Annotated in this window: 20 protein-coding genes; 8 read left to right on the top strand and 12 right to left on the bottom strand. The window is 43.9% G+C overall.

Annotation, left to right across the window (positions count from 1 at the left end):
* Positions 1 to 3 precede the first annotated feature (3 nt).
* The 5 genes from AC58VC_RS16075 (at position 4) to AC58VC_RS16055 (ending at position 6,169) form a co-directional block, all read left to right on the top strand.
* Entirely contained in the window at positions 4 to 969 is a 966-nt protein-coding gene (locus AC58VC_RS16075) for a carbohydrate ABC transporter permease (protein ID WP_497369729.1), read from the top strand.
* A 1-nt stretch (position 970) separates the two neighbouring features.
* Positions 971 to 1,864, top strand: a complete 894-nt coding sequence (locus AC58VC_RS16070; protein WP_497369728.1) for a carbohydrate ABC transporter permease — start codon at positions 971 to 973, stop codon at positions 1,862 to 1,864.
* Positions 1,865 to 1,883: 19 nt separating this feature from the next.
* Positions 1,884 to 3,257: a sulfatase family protein gene (locus AC58VC_RS16065; protein WP_497369727.1), complete on the top strand. Its 1,374-nt coding sequence runs from the start codon at positions 1,884 to 1,886 to the stop codon at positions 3,255 to 3,257.
* A gap of 433 nt (positions 3,258 to 3,690) precedes the next feature.
* On the top strand, positions 3,691 to 4,680 hold the full coding sequence (locus tag AC58VC_RS16060; protein ID WP_497369726.1) for a helveticin J family class III bacteriocin: 990 nt from the start codon (positions 3,691 to 3,693) through the stop codon (positions 4,678 to 4,680).
* A gap of 325 nt (positions 4,681 to 5,005) precedes the next feature.
* Positions 5,006 to 6,169 (top strand): murein hydrolase activator EnvC family protein, encoded by a 1,164-nt coding sequence (locus tag AC58VC_RS16055; protein ID WP_497369725.1) that lies wholly within the window; start codon positions 5,006 to 5,008, stop codon positions 6,167 to 6,169.
* A 448-nt stretch (positions 6,170 to 6,617) separates the two neighbouring features.
* Here AC58VC_RS16055 and AC58VC_RS16050 read toward each other — a convergent pair whose 3' ends face one another.
* The gene (locus AC58VC_RS16050) at positions 6,618 to 7,109 is read right to left on the bottom strand and encodes an HAD family hydrolase (RefSeq protein ID WP_497369724.1); all 492 of its coding nucleotides are present in this window, start codon (positions 7,107 to 7,109) and stop codon (positions 6,618 to 6,620) included.
* Between the two features lie 25 nt (positions 7,110 to 7,134).
* Here AC58VC_RS16050 and AC58VC_RS16045 point away from each other — a divergent pair, with 25 nt between their 5' ends.
* Positions 7,135 to 7,479: a winged helix-turn-helix transcriptional regulator gene (locus AC58VC_RS16045; protein ID WP_497369723.1), complete on the top strand. Its 345-nt coding sequence runs from the start codon at positions 7,135 to 7,137 to the stop codon at positions 7,477 to 7,479.
* Between the two features lie 164 nt (positions 7,480 to 7,643).
* Here AC58VC_RS16045 and AC58VC_RS16040 read toward each other — a convergent pair whose 3' ends face one another.
* The 4 genes from AC58VC_RS16040 to AC58VC_RS16025 form a co-directional block, all read right to left on the bottom strand.
* Positions 7,644 to 7,943, bottom strand: coding sequence for a Dabb family protein (locus AC58VC_RS16040; protein ID WP_497369722.1), 300 nt, complete (start codon positions 7,941 to 7,943; stop codon positions 7,644 to 7,646).
* A 66-nt stretch (positions 7,944 to 8,009) separates the two neighbouring features.
* The gene (locus AC58VC_RS16035) at positions 8,010 to 9,431 is read right to left on the bottom strand and encodes an MFS transporter (RefSeq protein ID WP_497369721.1); all 1,422 of its coding nucleotides are present in this window, start codon (positions 9,429 to 9,431) and stop codon (positions 8,010 to 8,012) included.
* A 59-nt stretch (positions 9,432 to 9,490) separates the two neighbouring features.
* The gene (locus tag AC58VC_RS16030; protein WP_497369820.1) at positions 9,491 to 10,459 is read right to left on the bottom strand and encodes an LLM class flavin-dependent oxidoreductase; all 969 of its coding nucleotides are present in this window, start codon (positions 10,457 to 10,459) and stop codon (positions 9,491 to 9,493) included.
* A 160-nt stretch (positions 10,460 to 10,619) separates the two neighbouring features.
* The gene (locus AC58VC_RS16025; protein WP_497369720.1) at positions 10,620 to 10,919 is read right to left on the bottom strand and encodes a hypothetical protein; all 300 of its coding nucleotides are present in this window, start codon (positions 10,917 to 10,919) and stop codon (positions 10,620 to 10,622) included.
* A gap of 707 nt (positions 10,920 to 11,626) precedes the next feature.
* Between AC58VC_RS16025 and AC58VC_RS16020 the strand changes: the two genes are divergently transcribed.
* A complete protein-coding gene (locus tag AC58VC_RS16020; protein WP_497369719.1) occupies positions 11,627 to 12,148 on the top strand; it encodes a nuclear transport factor 2 family protein in 522 nt (173 codons plus the stop codon).
* 50 nt (positions 12,149 to 12,198) lie between these two features.
* A complete protein-coding gene (locus AC58VC_RS16015) occupies positions 12,199 to 12,810 on the top strand; it encodes a nuclear transport factor 2 family protein (RefSeq protein WP_497369718.1) in 612 nt (203 codons plus the stop codon).
* Positions 12,811 to 12,889: 79 nt separating this feature from the next.
* On the opposite strand, the gene AC58VC_RS16010 is transcribed toward AC58VC_RS16015, so the two are convergent.
* From AC58VC_RS16010 to AC58VC_RS15980, 7 genes are all read right to left on the bottom strand, one after another.
* On the bottom strand, positions 12,890 to 13,507 hold the full coding sequence (locus AC58VC_RS16010) for a flavin reductase family protein (RefSeq protein WP_497369717.1): 618 nt from the start codon (positions 13,505 to 13,507) through the stop codon (positions 12,890 to 12,892).
* A gap of 171 nt (positions 13,508 to 13,678) precedes the next feature.
* Positions 13,679 to 14,614 carry a cysteine synthase A gene (gene cysK / locus AC58VC_RS16005; protein WP_497369715.1) on the bottom strand — a complete coding sequence of 312 codons (936 nt, stop codon included), beginning with the start codon at positions 14,612 to 14,614 and terminating at the stop codon, positions 13,679 to 13,681.
* A gap of 56 nt (positions 14,615 to 14,670) precedes the next feature.
* Positions 14,671 to 15,390, bottom strand: a complete 720-nt coding sequence (locus AC58VC_RS16000; RefSeq protein ID WP_497369714.1) for an alpha/beta fold hydrolase — start codon at positions 15,388 to 15,390, stop codon at positions 14,671 to 14,673.
* Positions 15,391 to 15,537: 147 nt separating this feature from the next.
* Positions 15,538 to 16,260 (bottom strand): alpha/beta fold hydrolase, encoded by a 723-nt coding sequence (locus AC58VC_RS15995; protein ID WP_497369713.1) that lies wholly within the window; start codon positions 16,258 to 16,260, stop codon positions 15,538 to 15,540.
* A gap of 328 nt (positions 16,261 to 16,588) precedes the next feature.
* Positions 16,589 to 17,053, bottom strand: a complete 465-nt coding sequence (locus tag AC58VC_RS15990) for a cupin domain-containing protein (RefSeq protein ID WP_497369712.1) — start codon at positions 17,051 to 17,053, stop codon at positions 16,589 to 16,591.
* 77 nt (positions 17,054 to 17,130) lie between these two features.
* Positions 17,131 to 18,366 (bottom strand): beta-ketoacyl-ACP synthase II, encoded by a 1,236-nt coding sequence (gene fabF / locus AC58VC_RS15985; protein WP_497369819.1) that lies wholly within the window; start codon positions 18,364 to 18,366, stop codon positions 17,131 to 17,133.
* Positions 18,367 to 18,559: 193 nt separating this feature from the next.
* Complete coding sequence (locus AC58VC_RS15980) at positions 18,560 to 19,009, bottom strand: cupin domain-containing protein (protein WP_497369711.1); 450 nt, start codon at positions 19,007 to 19,009, stop codon at positions 18,560 to 18,562.
* Positions 19,010 to 19,069: the final 60 nt, after the last annotated feature.

The following is a 19,069-nucleotide window of genomic DNA, read 5'->3' as shown; positions in this document are numbered from 1 at the left end:
GGGATGCGCGAAGGAGTGCTGTCCGTCAGGGCAGCACCCTTCTTAACACTAGCCCGTATATGGAAAGGAACATCTGACTTGAAAAGCATGCGCATGCGCAACGTCCTCTGGGGCCTTTTATTTGTATCGCCCTGGCTTATCGGGTTTTTCTGGTTTCAGCTTTATCCGCTGCTCTTATCGTTTTATTACTCATTCACAGATTCCACGGTTGTAAAGCCGGGCAAGTTCATTGGATTGGATAATTACGTGAAAATGTTGACGGTCGATAAGGATTTCTTCCCCTCCATCAAGGTCACGATTATATATGCGCTGATTGCGGTTCCAGCCAAGCTAGCTTTTGCCCTACTCATTGCTTTGATTCTGAATATCAAAGGGAAGGCAGTTAATTGGTACCGCACAGTCTATTATCTGCCTTCCATTCTGGGCGGCAGCGTTGCGATCTCCATCCTATGGCGGTTTCTGTTTATGAAGGAAGGGGTTGTGAATCAAGCATTGTCCTACCTTCATATTCCTCCCATTAACTGGCTGGGAAGCCCGCATGTGGCTCTCGGGACGATCAGTATGCTCGTGGTGTGGCAATTCGGCTCATCCATGGTTCTTTTCCTAGCAGGGCTCAAGCAAATTCCAGCTGAGCTGTACGAAGCATCCATGGTTGACGGTGCTGGTCGTATGCGTATGCTCTGGACCATTACCATCCCTCTGCTCACGCCAATCATTTTCTTTAACCTGGTCATGCAGGCCATTAATGCTCTTCAGGAGTTTACCGCTGCATTTGTCGTAACCAACGGGGGGCCGGTGAAATCGACGTATTTATTCGGTTTGAAAATCTACGATGAGGCATTCCAAAATATGAAAATGGGATATGCTTCCTCCCTTTCCTGGTTCTTATTCGCCATGATTCTCATCCTGACTCTCTTCATCTTCCGCTCGGCTAGATCATGGGTCCATTATGAAGACGGAGGTAAATAACATGTCAAATCCAACATCAACCGTGGCTCAACCGCGAAGTGCAGCTTCCAGAGCGCAAAGCGCCATGCTTCGCAATGCCGTAAAACACATCGCCCTGCTGCTTCTTGGCTGGCTGATGATCTATCCTCTGATTTGGCTGTTCTTTAGCTCCTTTAAGACTAACGTCGACTTATTCGGTACGCTCAGCCTATGGCCCAGTAAATTTGTATGGGATTCCTACGTTAAGGGGTGGGCAGGTACAGGCCAGTACACTTATACAACGTTTTTTTACAATACCTTTGTACTGGTGATTCCTACGGTAGTGCTCACAGTGCTATCCAGTGTGTTGGTCGCCTACGGCTTTGCACGATTCAAATTTCCGCTTCACAACCTGATGTTTGTTCTGATGATCTCCACCTTGATGCTGCCGCATACTGTCATTATCATTCCACGGTATCTCATTTTTCGCAATATGGGATGGCTGGATAGCTACTTCCCTTTCATCGTCCCTGCGGCCTTTGGCTGCTTTCCATTCTTCATCTTTATGATGGTCCAATTTTTCCGCGGACTTCCTAAGGAGCTGGATGAATCTGCTGTTATGGACGGTTGTAATCCACCGACAATTCTGTTCCGCATCCTCCTGCCGTTATGCATGCCGGCTATGATTTCAGCTGCTATCTTTCAATTTATCTGGACCTGGAACGATTTCTTCAACCCGCTTATTTTCATTAACAGTGTAAAAAAATTCCCTATCTCCCTAGCTCTGCGCATGACAATCGATTCGACCGGCGGTGCTATTGAGTGGAACCAGATAATGGCGATGGCTGTGTTGGCTATTTTACCACCGGTGTTGGTGTTCTTCTTTTCGCAAAGGTATTTTGTGGAAGGTATCGCTACGACAGGTATCAAAGGATAAATGAGGAGGCGCTTAACCCATGAATCATTCCGCAGAGAAGCGGCCTAATGTTATCGTATTTTTCACCGATCAGCAGCGCTGGGATACGACAGGCGCTCATGGCAACCCCCTAGAGCTGACGCCAAATTTTGACCGGATAGCAGTATACGGCACGCATGCCGCCTATACCTTTACCAGTCAGCCTGTCTGCGGACCGTCCCGCTCCTGCTTGCAAACCGGACTTTACCCAACGGAATCCGGCTGCTTCACGAATAGCATTCCGCTTCCGGAAAGTACCCGGACCGTTGCGCACTATTTCAATGAAGCCGGCTATGATACGGGCTATATCGGCAAATGGCACCTAGCGGGGACTCGCACCAACCCTGTGCCTGTTGAAAAAAGAGGAGGCTACGATTACTGGCTTGCCGCAGATGCCCTTGAGCATACGTCCGATGCCTACCGGACCATGCTCTATAATGGAGATAACGAGCCTGTCGAGCTGCCTGGTTATCGCGTAGACGCTTTAACGGACGCCGCTATCCGTTATATTGCGGATCGTCGGAATACCGAGAAGCCGTTTTATCTGTTTCTCTCGTATCTGGAGCCGCACCATCAAAATCATCGCGATGATTATCCTTCTCCTGATGTATACCGTGGAAGATACTCGTCCCGCTATGTACCGCCGGACCTCGCTGCGCTCAGCGGAACCGCTAATCAGCATTTGGATGGATACTACGGCATGGTTAAAAGGCTTGACGAGGCGCTCGGACGGTTGACCGACGCACTGAAGAGCCTTGGTCTGACGAACAATACGGTTATTGCATTTACCTCCGATCATGGCTGCCATTTCAAAACGCGCAACGAAGAATATAAACGGTCCTGCCACGAAAGCTCCATTCGGGTACCGCTTGCATTCAGCGGTCCCGGCTTTAACGCCGGCGGCGTCCTGCGCGAGCTGATCAGCCTGATCGATCTGCCGCCAACACTGCTTGATGCTGCCGGAATCAAAGTTCCGGGTCACATGCAGGGACGCTCTATAATGCCGCTGATTGGCGGCAACCGTGGGGGTGCCGAATGGCAGCAAGAGGTATTCGTACAGATCAGCGAATCCGAGGTCGGGCGGGCCATTCGTACCAGTCGCTGGAAATATGCCGTGACGGCGCCGTCACGGGATCCGATTCGCGACAGCGGAGCTTCAGAATATGTCGAAGCCTACCTGTACGACCTAGAGGCGGATCCTTATGAACTGAACAACCTCGTCGATAAACAATCTCATGAGGAAGTGCGGGTGCATCTGCGAGAGTTGCTCATCAAGCGGATGGTCGCCGCTGGAGAATCCGCGCCTTCGATTCATGCGCTTCCTGCCAAGGCCTCGGGACAGCTGAAGGTATCGAAAGCTGAGATTTATGAGTAAAGCTAGAAGAGCATAATTCCGTGCTTAAGGCCTTATAGATGGGAAATCTATCATTAGCTAGATTGCGGGGTCTATCCCTACATAATGTCTTAACTTGACAATACTTTCCCTCTGACACGATAATATAACAGTAAACGTTAAGTAAATACTTCGGTGGTCCGGGTGGAGTATAGAGCTGAAAACCCAAACATGTATCTTCCTTTCTAACAGAAGGAGTTATGTTGTTTGGGTTTTTTCGCGTTCTTGGCGCTTGCAATAAGCTGCAGAGGAGGGGGCTTGAAACTTTCGTAAGTGATTGTCATTGTTTTATTGAGGAGGTATGTATGCTATCGTCGTGATAAAAATGCCCGTATAAGATTCTGTCAGCGATCTGAGTACAAAAGAGTTTTAACAGAAGTCCAATGATATTATCATATTCTATGGAGGTATCCGTATGCTTCAAGTTCAAGTGCCCGGCCTTTTTAAAAGGCAATTAAAAATACTCACATCTGTTGTTCTCGTAATTCTAATTTGGGGAATGTCTGTTATACCAGTATTTGCAGAAACTCCTGGGAAAACTATAAACGCTTCGGCAACACTCGCATACAATCTCAAAGGACTTAAACACAACTCTGCTGTTCAGAAAGCTTACATCGCTTCAACATATATTTACGTAACTCAGCGGTCTGGAGGATCATGTTATCTTTCAAGATTGCTTATCAGCGGGAGCGACGCCAATTACGTTGATGAGATGACCGTCACCAACGCGGGTCATTGCCAAACTCTGGATATGTATACCTATAATGGTGTAAATTACTTTTATTTTAGTTCCAAAGCGGATCCTTCCACATCGTATTACTGGTCTCTACAGGTAGCGAGACTTCAATACTCGGCCGGCGCGACATATGATTATACGGACCTTCATCGGTTCACCTATATGAATTACGCCAATACGACCGGTACAAGCTTAGGTACGACATACCGTGTTGATGCCGGCGGCAACAGTACCCATACCGCTTTCCGCGTACAAACTGCAGATGGGGCCGTAACCTGGTCCATTTATGACACGGTAGCATTGAACCAGCTTCTTGACAACAATGAACAAGTACAAATGAACAGTGCAGCGGCGGTAAGCGCCTGCGTTACCAGTTTTACACAAACGGGAACCAATATAGTCAGACCAAACGGATCTTTCCAAGGCATGGATATGCTTTCTAGTACGGAAGTATATACGTCAGGCGGCGCGGAAGGTCAAACTCCGCAGATTGCTATGATGAACAATACAGGAACATACAAAACCCTTGTGAATATTACAAATGTAGGGACCCATGAAATCGAGGGCGTACAGACTAAAGACGATAAAGTTTATTTTAATATAGTTACTGACCCCGTAAATAAACAAAATACGCAAAAAATTTATTACGTTCCTGATAGCATATTTTAAATAAATATCAAACTGGCAAGCCCCGTTGCAACTGCATAAAGCGAAGGTTTCCCGATCGACTTCACTTTGAGATACTAGCAAAAGCATTCTATACAACAATTGTCAGAAATAAAGCCCGGCGTATTGCTAGGCTTTATTTCTTTGCCTAAAACATCATTAGCAGGAACAAAATTCGAAAAAACAAACTGCGAAATCGATCGGTACATTGATTTGTAAGGAACAACATACCAATGACAACTTGATCGATAAGTTTTAAAATTTTATTTATAAAGAAATTCATTCATCTTCATTGACTTCATAGATTCATGCTGGAAGGGATGATAGGATGAGATCCAAGCAACTTGTTCTTGTAGCAGCTATGCTGATCTTATTCTCTAATATTAGTTTTGCTCATGCAACAGATATGACAGAACAGAGTTCCCAAGATTTAATTGCCTCTTATAATCAACGTTTACAAGTGATCCACGATCTTAATGATCAACAACTTGAAGTTGAAAGTCAGCTTACAACGATTAACCGGCAGGTTTTTGAATATGATAAATTGGCAAACGAACTGCAGCCTGAGATCGACAAATTGAATAACCAAAACTTATCATTACAGAAAGCTATTGCTGATGTTCAAAAGGATATGGATAGCCGCGATCAGTTATTGAAAAATCGACTTACTTATATGTATACGAGCGGAAACATTTCAATTTCTTATATAGATGTACTCTTAGGTTCTTCAAGTTTTAACGATTTTATTAATCGGATGAGTATGTTAATTATGCTGCTTAGTGAAGATAAGCAGATTATCGATACAAAAATGGATGATAAAACAAAATTAACGAAGATGAAGGAAGAACTAGAGGAGAAGCAATCCTTGCTTGCAACCCAGCAAAATACGCTAAACGCCGCGAAAGCCGAACAAGAAAAAAAGCTCGCAGCACGTTTAACTTTATTAAGCCAGCTACAGCAACAAAGCCTGAATGAAGTTGACCATGCCAAAAAAGATGTAGAAGATTTGTCGAGCGTCGATGCCATGATTGCTCCTGATGTGAAAGAACAACTTAAGGCTGCACTGGAAAAAGAAATTCAGAGCGCCGGTACATGGGAATGGCCTGTCCCTTCTTCCCATACAATAACATCGGATTTCGGTTCTCGTGGCGAGGAGTTCCATGCAGGAATCGATATCGGAGCTCCTATTGGGACCTCCATTGCCGCGGTCGATAACGGAGTTGTACTTTATGCGGGGAAAGCCAACGGGTTCGGTAACTGGGTTGTCATTCAACATCCCAATGGTTTGATGAGTGTTTACGGGCACATGTATGGTGATGGGATCTATGTGTCGGTGGGTCAGGAAGTACAACGCGGCCAAATCATTGCCGTTGTCGGAAATGATGGTCAGTCAACGGGACCTCATCTGCATTTTGCCGTTGCAGCAGGCCTTACCGACAATCAAATGAACTACATCGATCCTCGTCCATATTTGAATAATCAACATATGTAAGTAAGCTAAAGTCCCTGCTTCTCCAGAGCAGGGGCTAGTCTGTATGAAATCCACAATCAGGAAAAACTGATTCTGTTCCTGAATTGTAATTGCACTTTAACGAAACGAGTAAGCCCATGCGCAATTGCATGGGCTTTAAGGCAATTTAAGTTTCCTAATTGTTAAGTTAAGCATGGGCTTTCAACAAAATCTCATCAAACTTCAATAATCTGCATTATACGTTTTTTAGGCACACCTTAATGATGAATTCATTGAGAATTTAAAGATTCAATTAATTGTTCTAATTCTAGTTCTAACATTTTAAGACGAAGTGTAAAATTATCGAAAATTAAATCTTTAGTTAACTCATTTGGAACAATTACTGCGTGCATTTCTGCCGCTATTGCGGCTTTAGCACCGTTTGGGGAATCCTTGAAAGCAATAGCATTTTGGTTAACGCCAAAATAATCTAGTACATTAAATAAAGCCCTGGGTCTGGCTTCACATTTTTGACGTCTTCATGAGCCCGAATGCAGTCAAAATACTCAACTAGATTTAATTCTTCTAAATTGGGCATTACCCAATCGTATGGTGCACTAGATGCTAGTCCAATTTTCTTCTTGGGAAGGGATTGACAAACCTTCTCACCCATTCCCGACAAAGCGGCTCCGTGGGGTTGAAGCCGTTCGTATAAGAAAACATCAAAAACCCAATAATATTGGACAGAACAAGTCGAATCCTGAATAGACGAAGCGGCATTAACGGATTTTTGACATGTATTTCGATCACTATAAAAACAGCCAATACCAACAGCTCCCGCGGATGCTAGGGCGCCGATATCCCAAGACTTTTTTTCGTTGTTGCCCGGCTGCGAAATTGTTGCTGATGAGAGATATGAGAGACATAGCCGCTGGAAGAAACTATACCTCACCCATTCGACATCTAGTGACAGTTCAAACATTACTTAATGATTGGAGTTGGATAAATTGGAATCATCTGAGTTCGAGAATAACTGTAAAGCATCGATTTCTGAAGTTTTGCACGTTCTTTCGGGAAAATGGACTTTTCTAGTAATAACAGAACTTTTAAAGGAACCACAACGTTTTAACCAATTGCGAAGAAGCTTAGGTAACATAAATACAAAAGGTTTAACAGATACATTACGGAATTTAGAAGAACATCAATTGATAAATCGCCAAATATTTCCTACCGTACCAGTGTCAGTCGAATATTCAATTTCTGAAAAAGGGAAAGCCTTCTCGGAAATGTTTACGGAAATGAACCGTTGGAAAATCGAGTGGGATTCTCCTGACCTAAATCCAATTCAATAAACATTCAAATCAGATCTTACTTCATTACATTGGCTAGGCATGCATAAAACAAAAAGGCCGCGTTTTACGCGGCTATTGAATGAGATAACGTTACTGTCACCCCAAAAGGGGGTGGTGATGTCGCCGTTATTATGTCGTCGGATGTAGCATAGTTGGCACTATGGTCAATAATCGTAATCAATCACCATGGCACGCGTCGCTTCCCGTTTCCAACGATTTTCCTCAAAATTGTCATGCAACGGATGCGTGGCATACGCCGCATAATCCTCCTGGCTATCGAAAACCATAGAAATTCCGTAATCCAAAGGGTTATTTGGTTTCAACCGGAAAGCGCGGAACTGCTTCACACCCGGGATCTTAGTCAGCTGATGCTCGGCATCTCGCAAGAAGGCTTCCGCCGCCTCCGAACCTGCCTCATGTTTAAGGCTAAAAATAATCATATGATGAATGTTTATTTTCTCCATTTGATGTCTTCTCCTCTATATCGTTTGAACAAAGAAAAATCGTTGCAAATATTCATTTTTCCTGCTTTAAACATGCATCTCTAAAGGAACGGAATCCGCATTCTTACTCTTGCCGCTCATGTAAGCAAGGATCAATGCAATGACCGCGAAACAGCCGCTTACGTTTAATGCCGTGTGGAAACCTAATAATAAGGCTGTGTTTGCCGGTCCATTATGCACCGAAGCGGTAACCGTAGAAGCGATAGTGGCAAGAATGGATAATCCCAAGCTCCCACCCAATTGCAGGAATGTATTTACGATTCCGCCGGCAATTCCGTGTTCTTCAGGTTTAACATCTTGAACGGAACCGACGATAACAGCTGTAAAGGAAGCGCCGATCGACAAACCAAGTACGATAAAGGCTGGAAGAATAAACGACGCGTAACTCTTATCCATGTCCATATTGCTTAACCAGAACATGCCAAGCGCGTTGATGGTCTGCGTGACGATTTGAACTCTTTTTGCACCAAACTTACGCATGAAGAAGGGTGTGATTTGCGTTACGACGATGGAGGTTAGTCCCAGTGGTAAGAAAGCCAAACCGATAGCCAGAGAAGAATAACCAAGCTCATGGAAATACAACGTCGAGAAATAGTTAAAGCCTGTCACATAAGAAAACATCAAAAACCCGATAAAATTGGACGTAACGAGCGAACGAATTTTGAAAAGACGCAGCGGCATAAGTGGATTTTTGGTGAATTTTTCAATCCGTACAAATACGACCAAAACGAATATCCCCACAATTAACATGGCGATCTTCGTTGCCGACCAACTGCCGTCAACATCCGGCATGGAGATGCCATAGACCAGAAAGAAAATACCCGCCAATACGGAAATCAGTCCAAACCAGTCAATAGATTGTTTTTCTACTTTAACAGATGGACTTACTTTCACGAACAATAATCCGATGATGAGCAAGATGCCAAGCGGCACGTTCAGATAAAACAACGATCTCCAGCCCGCGGAATCCGTTAGCAAACCGCCGACTATTGAACCAGCCGCTGCTCCTGCGGATCCTAAGGCGCCGAAAATCCCGAATGCTTTGTTGCGCTGCGGTCCCACTGGGAAATTGTTACTAATAAGTGACATCGCCGCGGGAATGGAAAGAGCTGCCCCGATACCTTGGATCGCCCTACTGGCAATCAACCAGACCGGATTTGCTGCCAAGGCGCCTGCCAGTGAAGCGAGCGCGAAGACAGTCAAGCCAATCATTAAAACGCGTTTTCTTCCGAGTAAATCACTTGCTCGTCCTCCTATCATCAGAAAACATGCGAATGTCAGTACATAAGAAGTTACAATCCATTGCAAATCGCTCGCCTGCATATGAAGCGCCGCTTGAATGGAAGGAAGTGCTACAACGACTGTCGAACTATTCATGACCTCGATAAACTGCGCGAGACAAACAATAATTAATAAAAACATATTCGCTTTCGAAATACGATCACTCACTTTTATTCCACTCCTATTTTTATCTATATTTCCGCTCTTTTCGACCATTTTTGCCTGATTTAATCCAGCAATTCAGCAATGATTTCAAAATTCCGCAGCCGATCTGTATGATGGAAAATTTGAGTCATCATAATGATTTCGTCAGCATGCGTATCACGAATTAGATTCTGCATACTAGTTTTCAATTGATCACGGTCTCCGATCGTTAAGCTTCGGTACATCGGATTACGCTCAAGCATGAAAATTTCCTCCTTGGAGGCTACCTGACTCATATCTTCAACCGGTGGCATGAGAGGCGTCAGTCGCCCACTTAATACACCCAAATACATTTGTTTCTGTGTAGAGGCCAAATATTGTGCTCGTTCATTCGAATCAGCGACTGTCACATTCATCCCGACCATAACATAAGGTTTGCTCAGGACGCTTGATGGCTTGAATAATTGTCGATACAATCTAACAGCTGGAATAGTGAACTCGGAAGCAATATGGTTAGCAAAAGAAAATGGCAAGCCTAACTCTGCTGCGAGTCTAGCGCTAAAGTCACTTGAACCTAGTAGCCAAATCGGAACTGCAAGTCCTGTTCCTGGATATGCCCGCACTTTTGCCAAGGCATCGTCTTGAAAATAACCTCTCAATTCTCGCAGCAGTTCAGGAAAGTCTTCACCGTTAGTATGGTCTCTCCGAAGAGCAGCTGATGTGGCTAGATCACTGCCAGGTGCTCTACCTAGACCCAGATCAATGCGGCCAGGATACAAGGATTCCAAGGTTCCGAACTGCTCTGCAATGACTAAGGGTGCATGATTGGGCAGCATAATGCCTCCCGAACCAACACGAATTCGTTTTGTACCTGCTGCAATATATCCCATCACAACGGATGTAGCCGCGCTCGCCATTGCAGGAATATTATGATGCTCAGTTAACCAAAATCGGTAATATCCCCAGTTTTCTGCTTTTTGCGCCAAATCCAAGCTGTTAATAAACGTTTCTTGCGCGTTACCTCCTACGACAATATTGGTAGTGTCAAGCATGGATATGGGAATACCTTGAAACGATCTGATATATGATGAATCCACAATGATTTACCCCCTCAGCTAAACCTTTTGTATAACGCAATGTAAATTCGAACACTATTAGGTGAGACAAAGTTGCTTATTGGGTGTACCCTCTTCATTTCAGTGTCCGCAACACTTAGAAGCTCCATCCTTTTACTATCTCATATTCGCCGGGATACAGCGTTAGTTCATTACCGTGAAGCAGCACTACTAGTTCTTTCTCCATAGTCTTAGGGCTAACTATGACTTCCTCAATAACTTCGCACTCTATCCCGATGAAATCGCTAATGTCTGAGGCGTTATCCCAAGATGGCCTATTAGCAATAATTCGGACCTTTTTGATCGAGCTTAATGTGGCTCGTTTCCGGCCTGTAACTATGTTTGTTCTTTCTGCAACAGAAAACTTTGCTCTTGCCAAACCTTCACTAATTCTCATTCTATCTAAAACCTCCCATGGTATCGCCTGACGCATGTGGAGCAATCAAAATCATTATATTTCCATTGAAGAAGACGGACCCCCTGTTCGGAAAGCCCTCCTGCAATAAGATATCATCCTACAAATCCTTCATATGTGATTTACCTCTCTCATTAGACTTGTAAGTGAGGCTTCAATTGCCTCGGAGACAACTATAGCAGGTATTCATCTTTTTCATAAGAAGGCTATTTTTTTATATATGCTTTATAAAAGTAAACTGATGTTTATTCATATAACTTGTGCCTTTTATAATAGGTCATTTTATCTGCATATCATGTAGGGCTTTTAACGCCGAGCTGAGTTCTCTTCTATTAGAGATGCGTCTGTGCTTACATTGATTGTTTGACTCATATAATTGATGATTCAGGTAATAGTAGCATTAGGATTAATTGAGGATGATTGAAGTGGAACTGACACAAGCGTATTACTTTACTTTTCTAAAGCATATTAAAAAAAATAGCCTTCTTATAAAGAAAAAGAATACCTGTTATAGTTGTCTCCAGGCCATTGAGGCCTCACCTACCATCCTGAAGAGAAGAGGTTATTCACATATGTAGCCAAAAAAAACTAATCCATATTCTTGCATTTATTCATCGATGAATCAGCGTGTGACTTAAGTATCACGGTGATTTATTTCCATACTAAAATTAGAAGGGGATTGACATATTATGACCAACACGAAAAATATTGAGCAAGAAAATCTAATAACTAGAATTACTCAACTAGAACAAAAGCTCCAACAATTAGAAGATATCGAGGAGATCAAAAAACTGAAAGCCCGTTATTTCCGTTTTGTCGACGAAAAAAATTGGGAGGAATTTGGGAATCTTTTCACGACTGACGCCACACTTATCTCTCAGGGCCAAGATTTTTCTGCTGGGGGAGGACAAGCTTATGGGAAAATGATCGGAGATCTTGTGGGCAAAGCACCTACGGTTCACCACGGACATATGCCCGAGATTGAAATGATTGACAAAGATAACGCCAAGGGTATTTGGGCCATGGAGGATATGTTGACCTTCCCTGACGCGAAGGATGCGTATCCAGGGCATAACGGCTATGGACAATACCGCGAAATGTATAGAAGAGTTAATGGCGCCTGGAGAATTAGCAGCACAGTACTAACAAGATTCAGGATGGATCCTCTTAAGAACTGGGATCCAAGTACGGACCCTGTTACTGGCAAGTAACCCAGCAAGGCGGCATGATAACAAATCATATAAAAGGACGTGACCACCATATGTTGAAGAACAAAAAACTAATGATTTTGGGTGTAGCCATTCTGGCAGTCCTGATTACGGGATGCGCGAAACAAAATAATCAGTCACAGCAAAATGCTCAAGCGCAAGCAGTGAAAATCACTGAAACTGAAGCAGCAACCTACCAACGTTTGGATGATATTGAACAAATCAAACAGCTAAAAGCGCGTTATTTCCGTTTTGTTGATGAGAAAAAATGGACAGACTTTGGAAATATTTTTACGGCTGATGCCAAAATTATTTCCGAAGGTGTGGATTATTCCAAAGGTGGCGGGGCAGCTTACGGGAAAATGATTGGGGATCTAGTGGGTAAAGCGCCTACGGTTCACCATGGATATATGCCTGAGATTGAAATAATCGACAAGGACCATGCTACAGGAATTTGGGCCATGGAGGATTTGTTGACCTTCCCTGACGCCAAGGATGCCTATCCGGGACATCACGGGTACGGTCAATACCACGAAACGTATACAAAGGTGAATGGCGTCTGGAAAATCAGCAGCACGGAACTTACACGATTCCGCATGGACCCTCTTAAGAACTGGGATCCGAATACGGACCCAGTAACTGGACAACCTGTAACTGGCAAGTAATGCCGCGACAAAAATGTTAAAACAATAAAGTAACGCCCTTTGGATATCCAAAGGGCGTTACTTTATTGTTCTTTGTTTTTCACAGATCCAATTCGAACACCGGTGCTAATTTTGATACGGATTGTTGCTCGGTTAGACCAAAATATTCACAAAAATTCATAATCATTGGATGCCATTTAGATGGATCAACGTGATTTGAATTAGAATCTTTTAGAAGGTCATCTTCGATATGAACTCTATCTATGCGTACTTCAATGGAGACAAGGGAACTCGGTTCTTCGAATGGATGCAGCTTCACTAATGTGGCTTCCAGATGTACAGGGCATTCTTTGACACGCGGCGCTCGTACACATTGTGACGGAAGTTCGGTTAACTCTGCAATACCGAATTTATCAGCCTCATACTGATAGCCCCTCATTAATTTCGACTCAGGCACTGGATTTCTACCTGTTAACAGTGTTAGTCGATTAATCGCAGGAATCAAATCGATGGACGGGAGGTTAAGTACACACTCCTGTTCACGGATTAAGTTCTGTACGGTCTGCGACTTGCTGCTCAACCCGAGCATACAAGATTGATTGAGCCACCAGGCAGAGGACATAGGTGCCAAATTGGGTGTACCGTCTTCATTTAATGTACTGATAAGCACTACAGAGGTGCCGAAGTAAAGTACTTTAGGCTCGATTACCTTATGCATGATGGCGACACTTCCCCTCTAAAAGGACTATTTTTGATAAATATATCACAGACCTATTGTGTGATATAGGGATAAGGAATAAGACAGCAAGATTGCAAAAAGACCATTCTCGGTAAGAATGGCCATTAGTAAATCCAATTATTGTAGGAATTCCTCCATTATGTTGAAATCTTATTCATCCTGAAAAAGAGTAGTCGAAATATAACGTTCACCGGTATCAGGAAGGCAGACGACAATTTTCTTCCCTTTATTCTCCGGACGTTTGGCAACTTCGCTGGCAGCAAACGCCGCGGCTCCCGAGGATATTCCAACGACTAGTCCCTCGAATTTTGCCAAATCCCGCGTCGTTGTAATGGCATCTTCATTCTTTACCGTAATAATCTCATCAACAACATCTCTGTTGAAGTTGTCCGGAACAAACCCAGCGCCGATCCCTTGAATTAAATGTGCTCCTCGGGTTCCTCCGGAAAGCACCGGGGAATTGAAGGGCTCTACAGCAATAACCTGAACATTGGGATTCCTGCTCTTCAATACTTCGCCGACTCCGGAAATCGTTCCACCCGTTCCGACGCCGCCGATGAAAATATCAACATCTCCGTCCATGTCTCTCCAGATTTCCTCTGCCGTTGTGCGCCTGTGAATTTCCGGGTTAGCCGGGTTATTAAATTGCATCGGAATATATGCGTTTGGAATCTCACTTGCCAGCGCTTCTGCTTTTTGTATGGCGCCAAGCATTCCGTCACCTGCTGGTGTAAGTACTAATTGCGCACCTAAAGCCTGTAAAAGCTTTCTGCGTTCAATGCTGAACGACTCGGGTAGGGTAATGATTAATTTGTAACCAAGTGCTGCTGCCACAAAAGCAAGACCTATCCCTGTATTGCCGCTGCTAGGCTCGATGATGACTGACTCTTTGTTTATTAACCCACGTTCTTCAGCATCTTTAATCATGGCGTATCCAATCCTGTCTTTAACACTTCCTGCGGGGTTGAAGTACTCTAACTTTGCTATAATTCGCCCCACTACTTCTTTGTTCTTGTAAAAACTCTTCAACTCTAACAGTGGCGTATTACCAATCAATTCTGTTAAATTGCTAAAAATCTTACCCAAATGAAATCCCCCTTAAATTATGCAACTAACTAATAACAGTGTGAAGAAATCAGGAATTAAGCTAGCTTCTGCAGATTAACCGCCAATTCCTCAGTGCTCGAATAAAATGACGAGTGGTCCGTGTCCATGGTAATGACTTGTTCGCAAGGCATTTTGGCATGCATGGCTCTTTGCAGTTTAATAGGAATGGCTCTGTCTCTAAGTCCTTCAATGTATACTCGAGGCACTGAACCGAATCTTTCCTCCGTTACTTGGACAGGCGTAACCGATGGGATCAATGGCTCTTTAACAAGCCTTGATTTAGCATATTGAAAGTCCTCTTCGGAACAATCAGCATAGAAATGAGATTGGATCGCTTCATCTCTAAGGCCGATGAACGTTTGAGCGTCGTCAATGTAAACTGCAGTAGGGGCAACATCGCCAAGATCAACGATACTGAATGCATCGAATAACGATTGACCATTTTCCGGAAGGAACGCGCATAGATAAACAAGCTTCTCGATCTTATCTGGGCGATACTCAGCGGTTTGGCTGATGGCGACCCCCGCCATACTGTGCCCCACCAAGATGACCTTCTCGGACTCTTTGTCCAGAATACTGCATAGTTGATCTGTATAACTTTTCAAGTTAACTTCAGTAAGTGGCGTATGATCTGTGCCATGTGCAGGCAAATCAATGGCGATTACTCGATGGCCTGCTTCTTCTAGTTTGGGAACTATTCTTTCCCAGCACCATGCGCCATGCCATGATCCGTGTACCAAAACAAATGTACTCAACACTATCTCTCCTTTTTTCCTGGTCAATTTCTCTTACTTATGTGAATTATGAGACAAGGCAGGTAATAGCCCTGCTCTCATTCTTCTTTAACCCATCTGATTATTCTATTGCGAGTATCTATGTGAGTTAAGCGATCACCAGTTCATTTAAAACGTTAACTGAATGAAATGAGACGTTAATTCTTCCGGATGTGAAAAGAATGGCGAGTGATCTGAATCCATTGTAATGACCTGATTGCACGGAGACGTGTTAACCATATCTCTTTGTAATCCTATTGAAATAGCTTTATCCCTGAGAGTTTCTATATAATAACGAGGAATCATGCCAAATCTTGTATTCGTGAGATGCACGAGGTCAAAAAAAGGTGCCAGTGGCTCAATACAAAGTTTTTCCTTTGCTTTCATTACGTCTTCTTCCGTGCAATCACCATAAAATGAATCTCTTATCAATTCGTCTTTAAGATCCATGAGCGTTTGATCGTCATTTATGATAACAATGGTAGGAGAATCTTTTTCTTTTTTCTCGTTTTGTGCGATTTGAATCAAGTTCTGACCATTCTCCGGAAGATATGCGCATAGATATATAAGCTTCTCAATTTTATCGGGGAGGTACTCGGCAGTTTGACTGATGACCAATCCTGCCATACTGTGACCCACCAAAATGACCTTCTCAGACTCGTTTTCCAGAACAGTGCTTAAGCGGTCTGTGTAACTTTTTAAGTTGATTTCGGAAACGGATGTATGATCTTTGCCATGCCCTGGCAAGTCTAAAACGATTACCCGGTGCCCCGCTTTTTCAAGCCTTGGAGTTATTTCTTCCCAGCACCATGCTCCATGCCATGATCCGTGTACCAGTACAAACGTACTCATTACAATCACTCCTATGTTTACTTATCAAATGATTCGAGATCAACTATAACAGGAATTCATTATTTTCATAAGAAGGCTATTATTTTAAATATGCTTTAGAAAAGTAAAGTCATGCTTTAACTTTATGAAGGATGACTGGCTCTTTCAATTTAGAATGCGTTTGAAGTCCAATGTGTTCATGCCTTCAACTGGAGGAAGTTGCACAATACATATATTAATTAACTTTATTTTTCTAACTGCCCGATAGTTGAATAGCAAAAAGAGACCCACAACAACAGGCTGAGGGTCTATGTTTTATATTTTGGGTACAGATGTCAGAGACTTGCTATTATTTTAAAAGCATCGGAGGTCCGATAATCCAAGTATCGTTCTCTGCAGCGACTTTCACAATTTCGTCGAGTGTATGGCGGCCGATTTCAGGGAAAAAATCATCGATTCCGCCTGGTGTGAAAATGAATAGCATCCGTCCCATTTCGCTTCCCACATTAGCCCAAGTATGAGGTACACCGCGAGGAACCACGACACTAGTTCCAGGAGTAGCATCAAATTCCTTATCCCCGCATTGGAATCGGAAGGTGCCTTCAAGAACTTCAAATACCTCTTCACATTCTTTATGAAAATGCTTCGGTGGACCGCTTAAAGCCGGAACTCGCGCTTCAATGACGGTTACTGCTCCATTAACTTGGTTGCTGTGTACACGGATTGTCATTTGCTCACCCGGCATCGTATCGAACCATTCGAGGTCCTTTGCGTAGTTGACGACTCCGGCTATCGCCTCATTTATCTGTTTCATGTAGTCATTCTCCTTCATTTATGCACTGTAATCCGCGGCTGTAGCACTTTTACATAGCTAGTTTTTCTATAATAAATTTACATATAGGATCGTAGGGCAATAACGGCATTATGGCCTCCAAACCCAAAAGAATTAGACAGACCAATTCTCAGTTTTGTTTCCCGTGCTTGATTAGGCACATAGTCCAAATCACATTCCGGATCTTGATGATCTTGGTTTATGGTCGGAGGGATAATGTTGTTCTGAAGTGTCTTGATCAAGGCGATTGCTTCCAATGCGCTTGAGGCACCCAGAGAATGACCCGTCATCGACTTATTAGCCGTTATCGGTGTACGAGCAGCACTGGCTCCAAATAGTTTTTTTATAGCAAGCGTTTCGATCCGATCACCAGCTTTCGTGCTTGTAGCGTGAGCACTAATCACATCGATTTCATCAGGGTGAATGCTTGCCTCCTGTATCGCCATCTTCATGGCATTGTAGGCACCGATACCTTCAGGATGGGGCAAAACCATATGATACGCATCGGAGCTGGCTCCATAGCCAATGACTTCTGCGTGTATGTTGGCCCCTCTTTGCAATGCTTTAGTAAGGGATTCGAGAACCAGAATGCCTGCGCCTTCTGCCAGAACAAATCCATCCCGTGCGCCATCGAATGGACGACTAGCTCGAGTCGGTTCATGACCTCGACTCGAGATGGCAGCTGCATTGCCGAAACTTGCGATGGATAGGTCGTTAATCGGCGCTTCGGTACCTCCCGCTAATACCGCATCTAAAAGTCCGTACCGGATAGAGCGATATGCTTCTCCAATTGCCGTATTTCCAATAGAGCACGCAGTGACGGGTGACATCGTAGACCCATAGATTCCATATTTCATACTGATCACTGCAGATGCCATACTTGAGATCATCATTGCAGTCAAGGCCGGGCTAACCCGCTGCGTCCCACGTAATTCTTTAATCGCTGCTTGTTCAAGCAAGGTCTGGATACCACCGGCAGCAGATCCGACATACACACCGATTCGACTTCGATTCATTTGTTCAAGCGGCATGCCAGAATCTATTAATGCTTGCGCCGAAGCTGCCAATGCGAATTGGCAGAAACGATCAATCTTTCTGGACTCATGGCGGCCAATAAGCGCATCGGCGTCAAAATCTCTAACAATGCCCGCTATTTTTGATTTCAATTTAGAGACAGGAAATTCTTGAATTTCCGTAACACCTGACTTTCCCCTCACTAGGGCATGCCAGAAGCTATCAACTGAATTGCCTAATGGTGAAATCACACCAAGTCCCGTAACAACGACCCGTTCCAATCCTACCCTCTCAGGATGTCGCATGATTTCTCACCCTTCTCATTCCCTAGAAGCCCTCTCATTAAAGGAGGTCATTCACCGCCTCTAAGCCGGGTCTTCAAAGAGAACCGGACAAGACAAGAGTATGTCTCTGCTCTGTCCGTTACGCTTGAGTTTATTATGATAAAGTACTTCCTGATGTTTACACGACCACTTAGTTATTCACAACCATCGGAGGTCCGATGATCACTGTGTCATTTTCCGCCGCGAGCTGAACAATTTCCTCCAGAGAATGGCGACCGATTTCAGGAAAGAAATCGTCGATTCCGCCCGGCGTGAAGATGAACAGAACTCGCCCCGTGTCAGGTCCTACGTTTGCCCATGCATGAGGCATGCCGCGAGGAACCGAGACAATTGTTCCAGGTGTTGCTTCAAATTCCTCGTCACCGACTTGGAAACGGAAAGTACCTTCAAGAATTTCGAACGTTTCTTCGCGTTCGTTATGGATATGCTTCGGTGGGCCCATCAGAGAGGGTACACACGCTTCAATAATAGATAATGCTCCGCCAACTTGATTGCTGTGAAGACGCACGGCCATTTGCTCGCCTGGCATTGTGTCGAACCATACGAGATCCTTAGCATAATTTACGACTGGTTTGCTCATTTTGTCATTCTCCTTAATTTCATGGATATTTATATAAACTACTATATAACTGGTTGTCGA

Source organism: Paenibacillus sp. J22R67, assembly GCF_059692175.1.
Note: the sequence above shows the minus strand (reverse complement) of the source record. Positions and strands in the feature narration are given on the sequence as shown.

Bases quoted from the DNA above. Each gene is read 5' to 3' on its own strand.
- AC58VC_RS16075 (WP_497369729.1), top strand. From the start codon at position 4: ATGCGCGAAGGAGTGCTGTCCGTCAGGGCAGCACCCTTCTTAACACTA.
- AC58VC_RS16070 (WP_497369728.1), top strand. From the start codon at position 971: ATGTCAAATCCAACATCAACCGTGGCTCAACCGCGAAGTGCAGCTTCC.
- AC58VC_RS16065 (WP_497369727.1), top strand. From the start codon at position 1,884: ATGAATCATTCCGCAGAGAAGCGGCCTAATGTTATCGTATTTTTCACC.
- AC58VC_RS16060 (WP_497369726.1), top strand. From the start codon at position 3,691: ATGCTTCAAGTTCAAGTGCCCGGCCTTTTTAAAAGGCAATTAAAAATA.
- AC58VC_RS16055 (WP_497369725.1), top strand. From the start codon at position 5,006: ATGAGATCCAAGCAACTTGTTCTTGTAGCAGCTATGCTGATCTTATTC.
- AC58VC_RS16050 (WP_497369724.1), bottom strand. From the start codon at position 7,109: ATGTTTGAACTGTCACTAGATGTCGAATGGGTGAGGTATAGTTTCTTC.
- AC58VC_RS16040 (WP_497369722.1), bottom strand. From the start codon at position 7,943: ATGGAGAAAATAAACATTCATCATATGATTATTTTTAGCCTTAAACAT.
- AC58VC_RS16030 (WP_497369820.1), bottom strand. From the start codon at position 10,459: ATGCTTGACACTACCAATATTGTCGTAGGAGGTAACGCGCAAGAAACG.
- AC58VC_RS16025 (WP_497369720.1), bottom strand. From the start codon at position 10,919: ATGAGAATTAGTGAAGGTTTGGCAAGAGCAAAGTTTTCTGTTGCAGAA.
- AC58VC_RS16020 (WP_497369719.1), top strand. From the start codon at position 11,627: ATGACCAACACGAAAAATATTGAGCAAGAAAATCTAATAACTAGAATT.
- AC58VC_RS16015 (WP_497369718.1), top strand. From the start codon at position 12,199: ATGTTGAAGAACAAAAAACTAATGATTTTGGGTGTAGCCATTCTGGCA.
- AC58VC_RS16010 (WP_497369717.1), bottom strand. From the start codon at position 13,507: ATGCATAAGGTAATCGAGCCTAAAGTACTTTACTTCGGCACCTCTGTA.
- AC58VC_RS15995 (WP_497369713.1), bottom strand. From the start codon at position 16,260: ATGAGTACGTTTGTACTGGTACACGGATCATGGCATGGAGCATGGTGC.
- AC58VC_RS15990 (WP_497369712.1), bottom strand. From the start codon at position 17,053: ATGAAACAGATAAATGAGGCGATAGCCGGAGTCGTCAACTACGCAAAG.
- AC58VC_RS15980 (WP_497369711.1), bottom strand. From the start codon at position 19,009: ATGAGCAAACCAGTCGTAAATTATGCTAAGGATCTCGTATGGTTCGAC.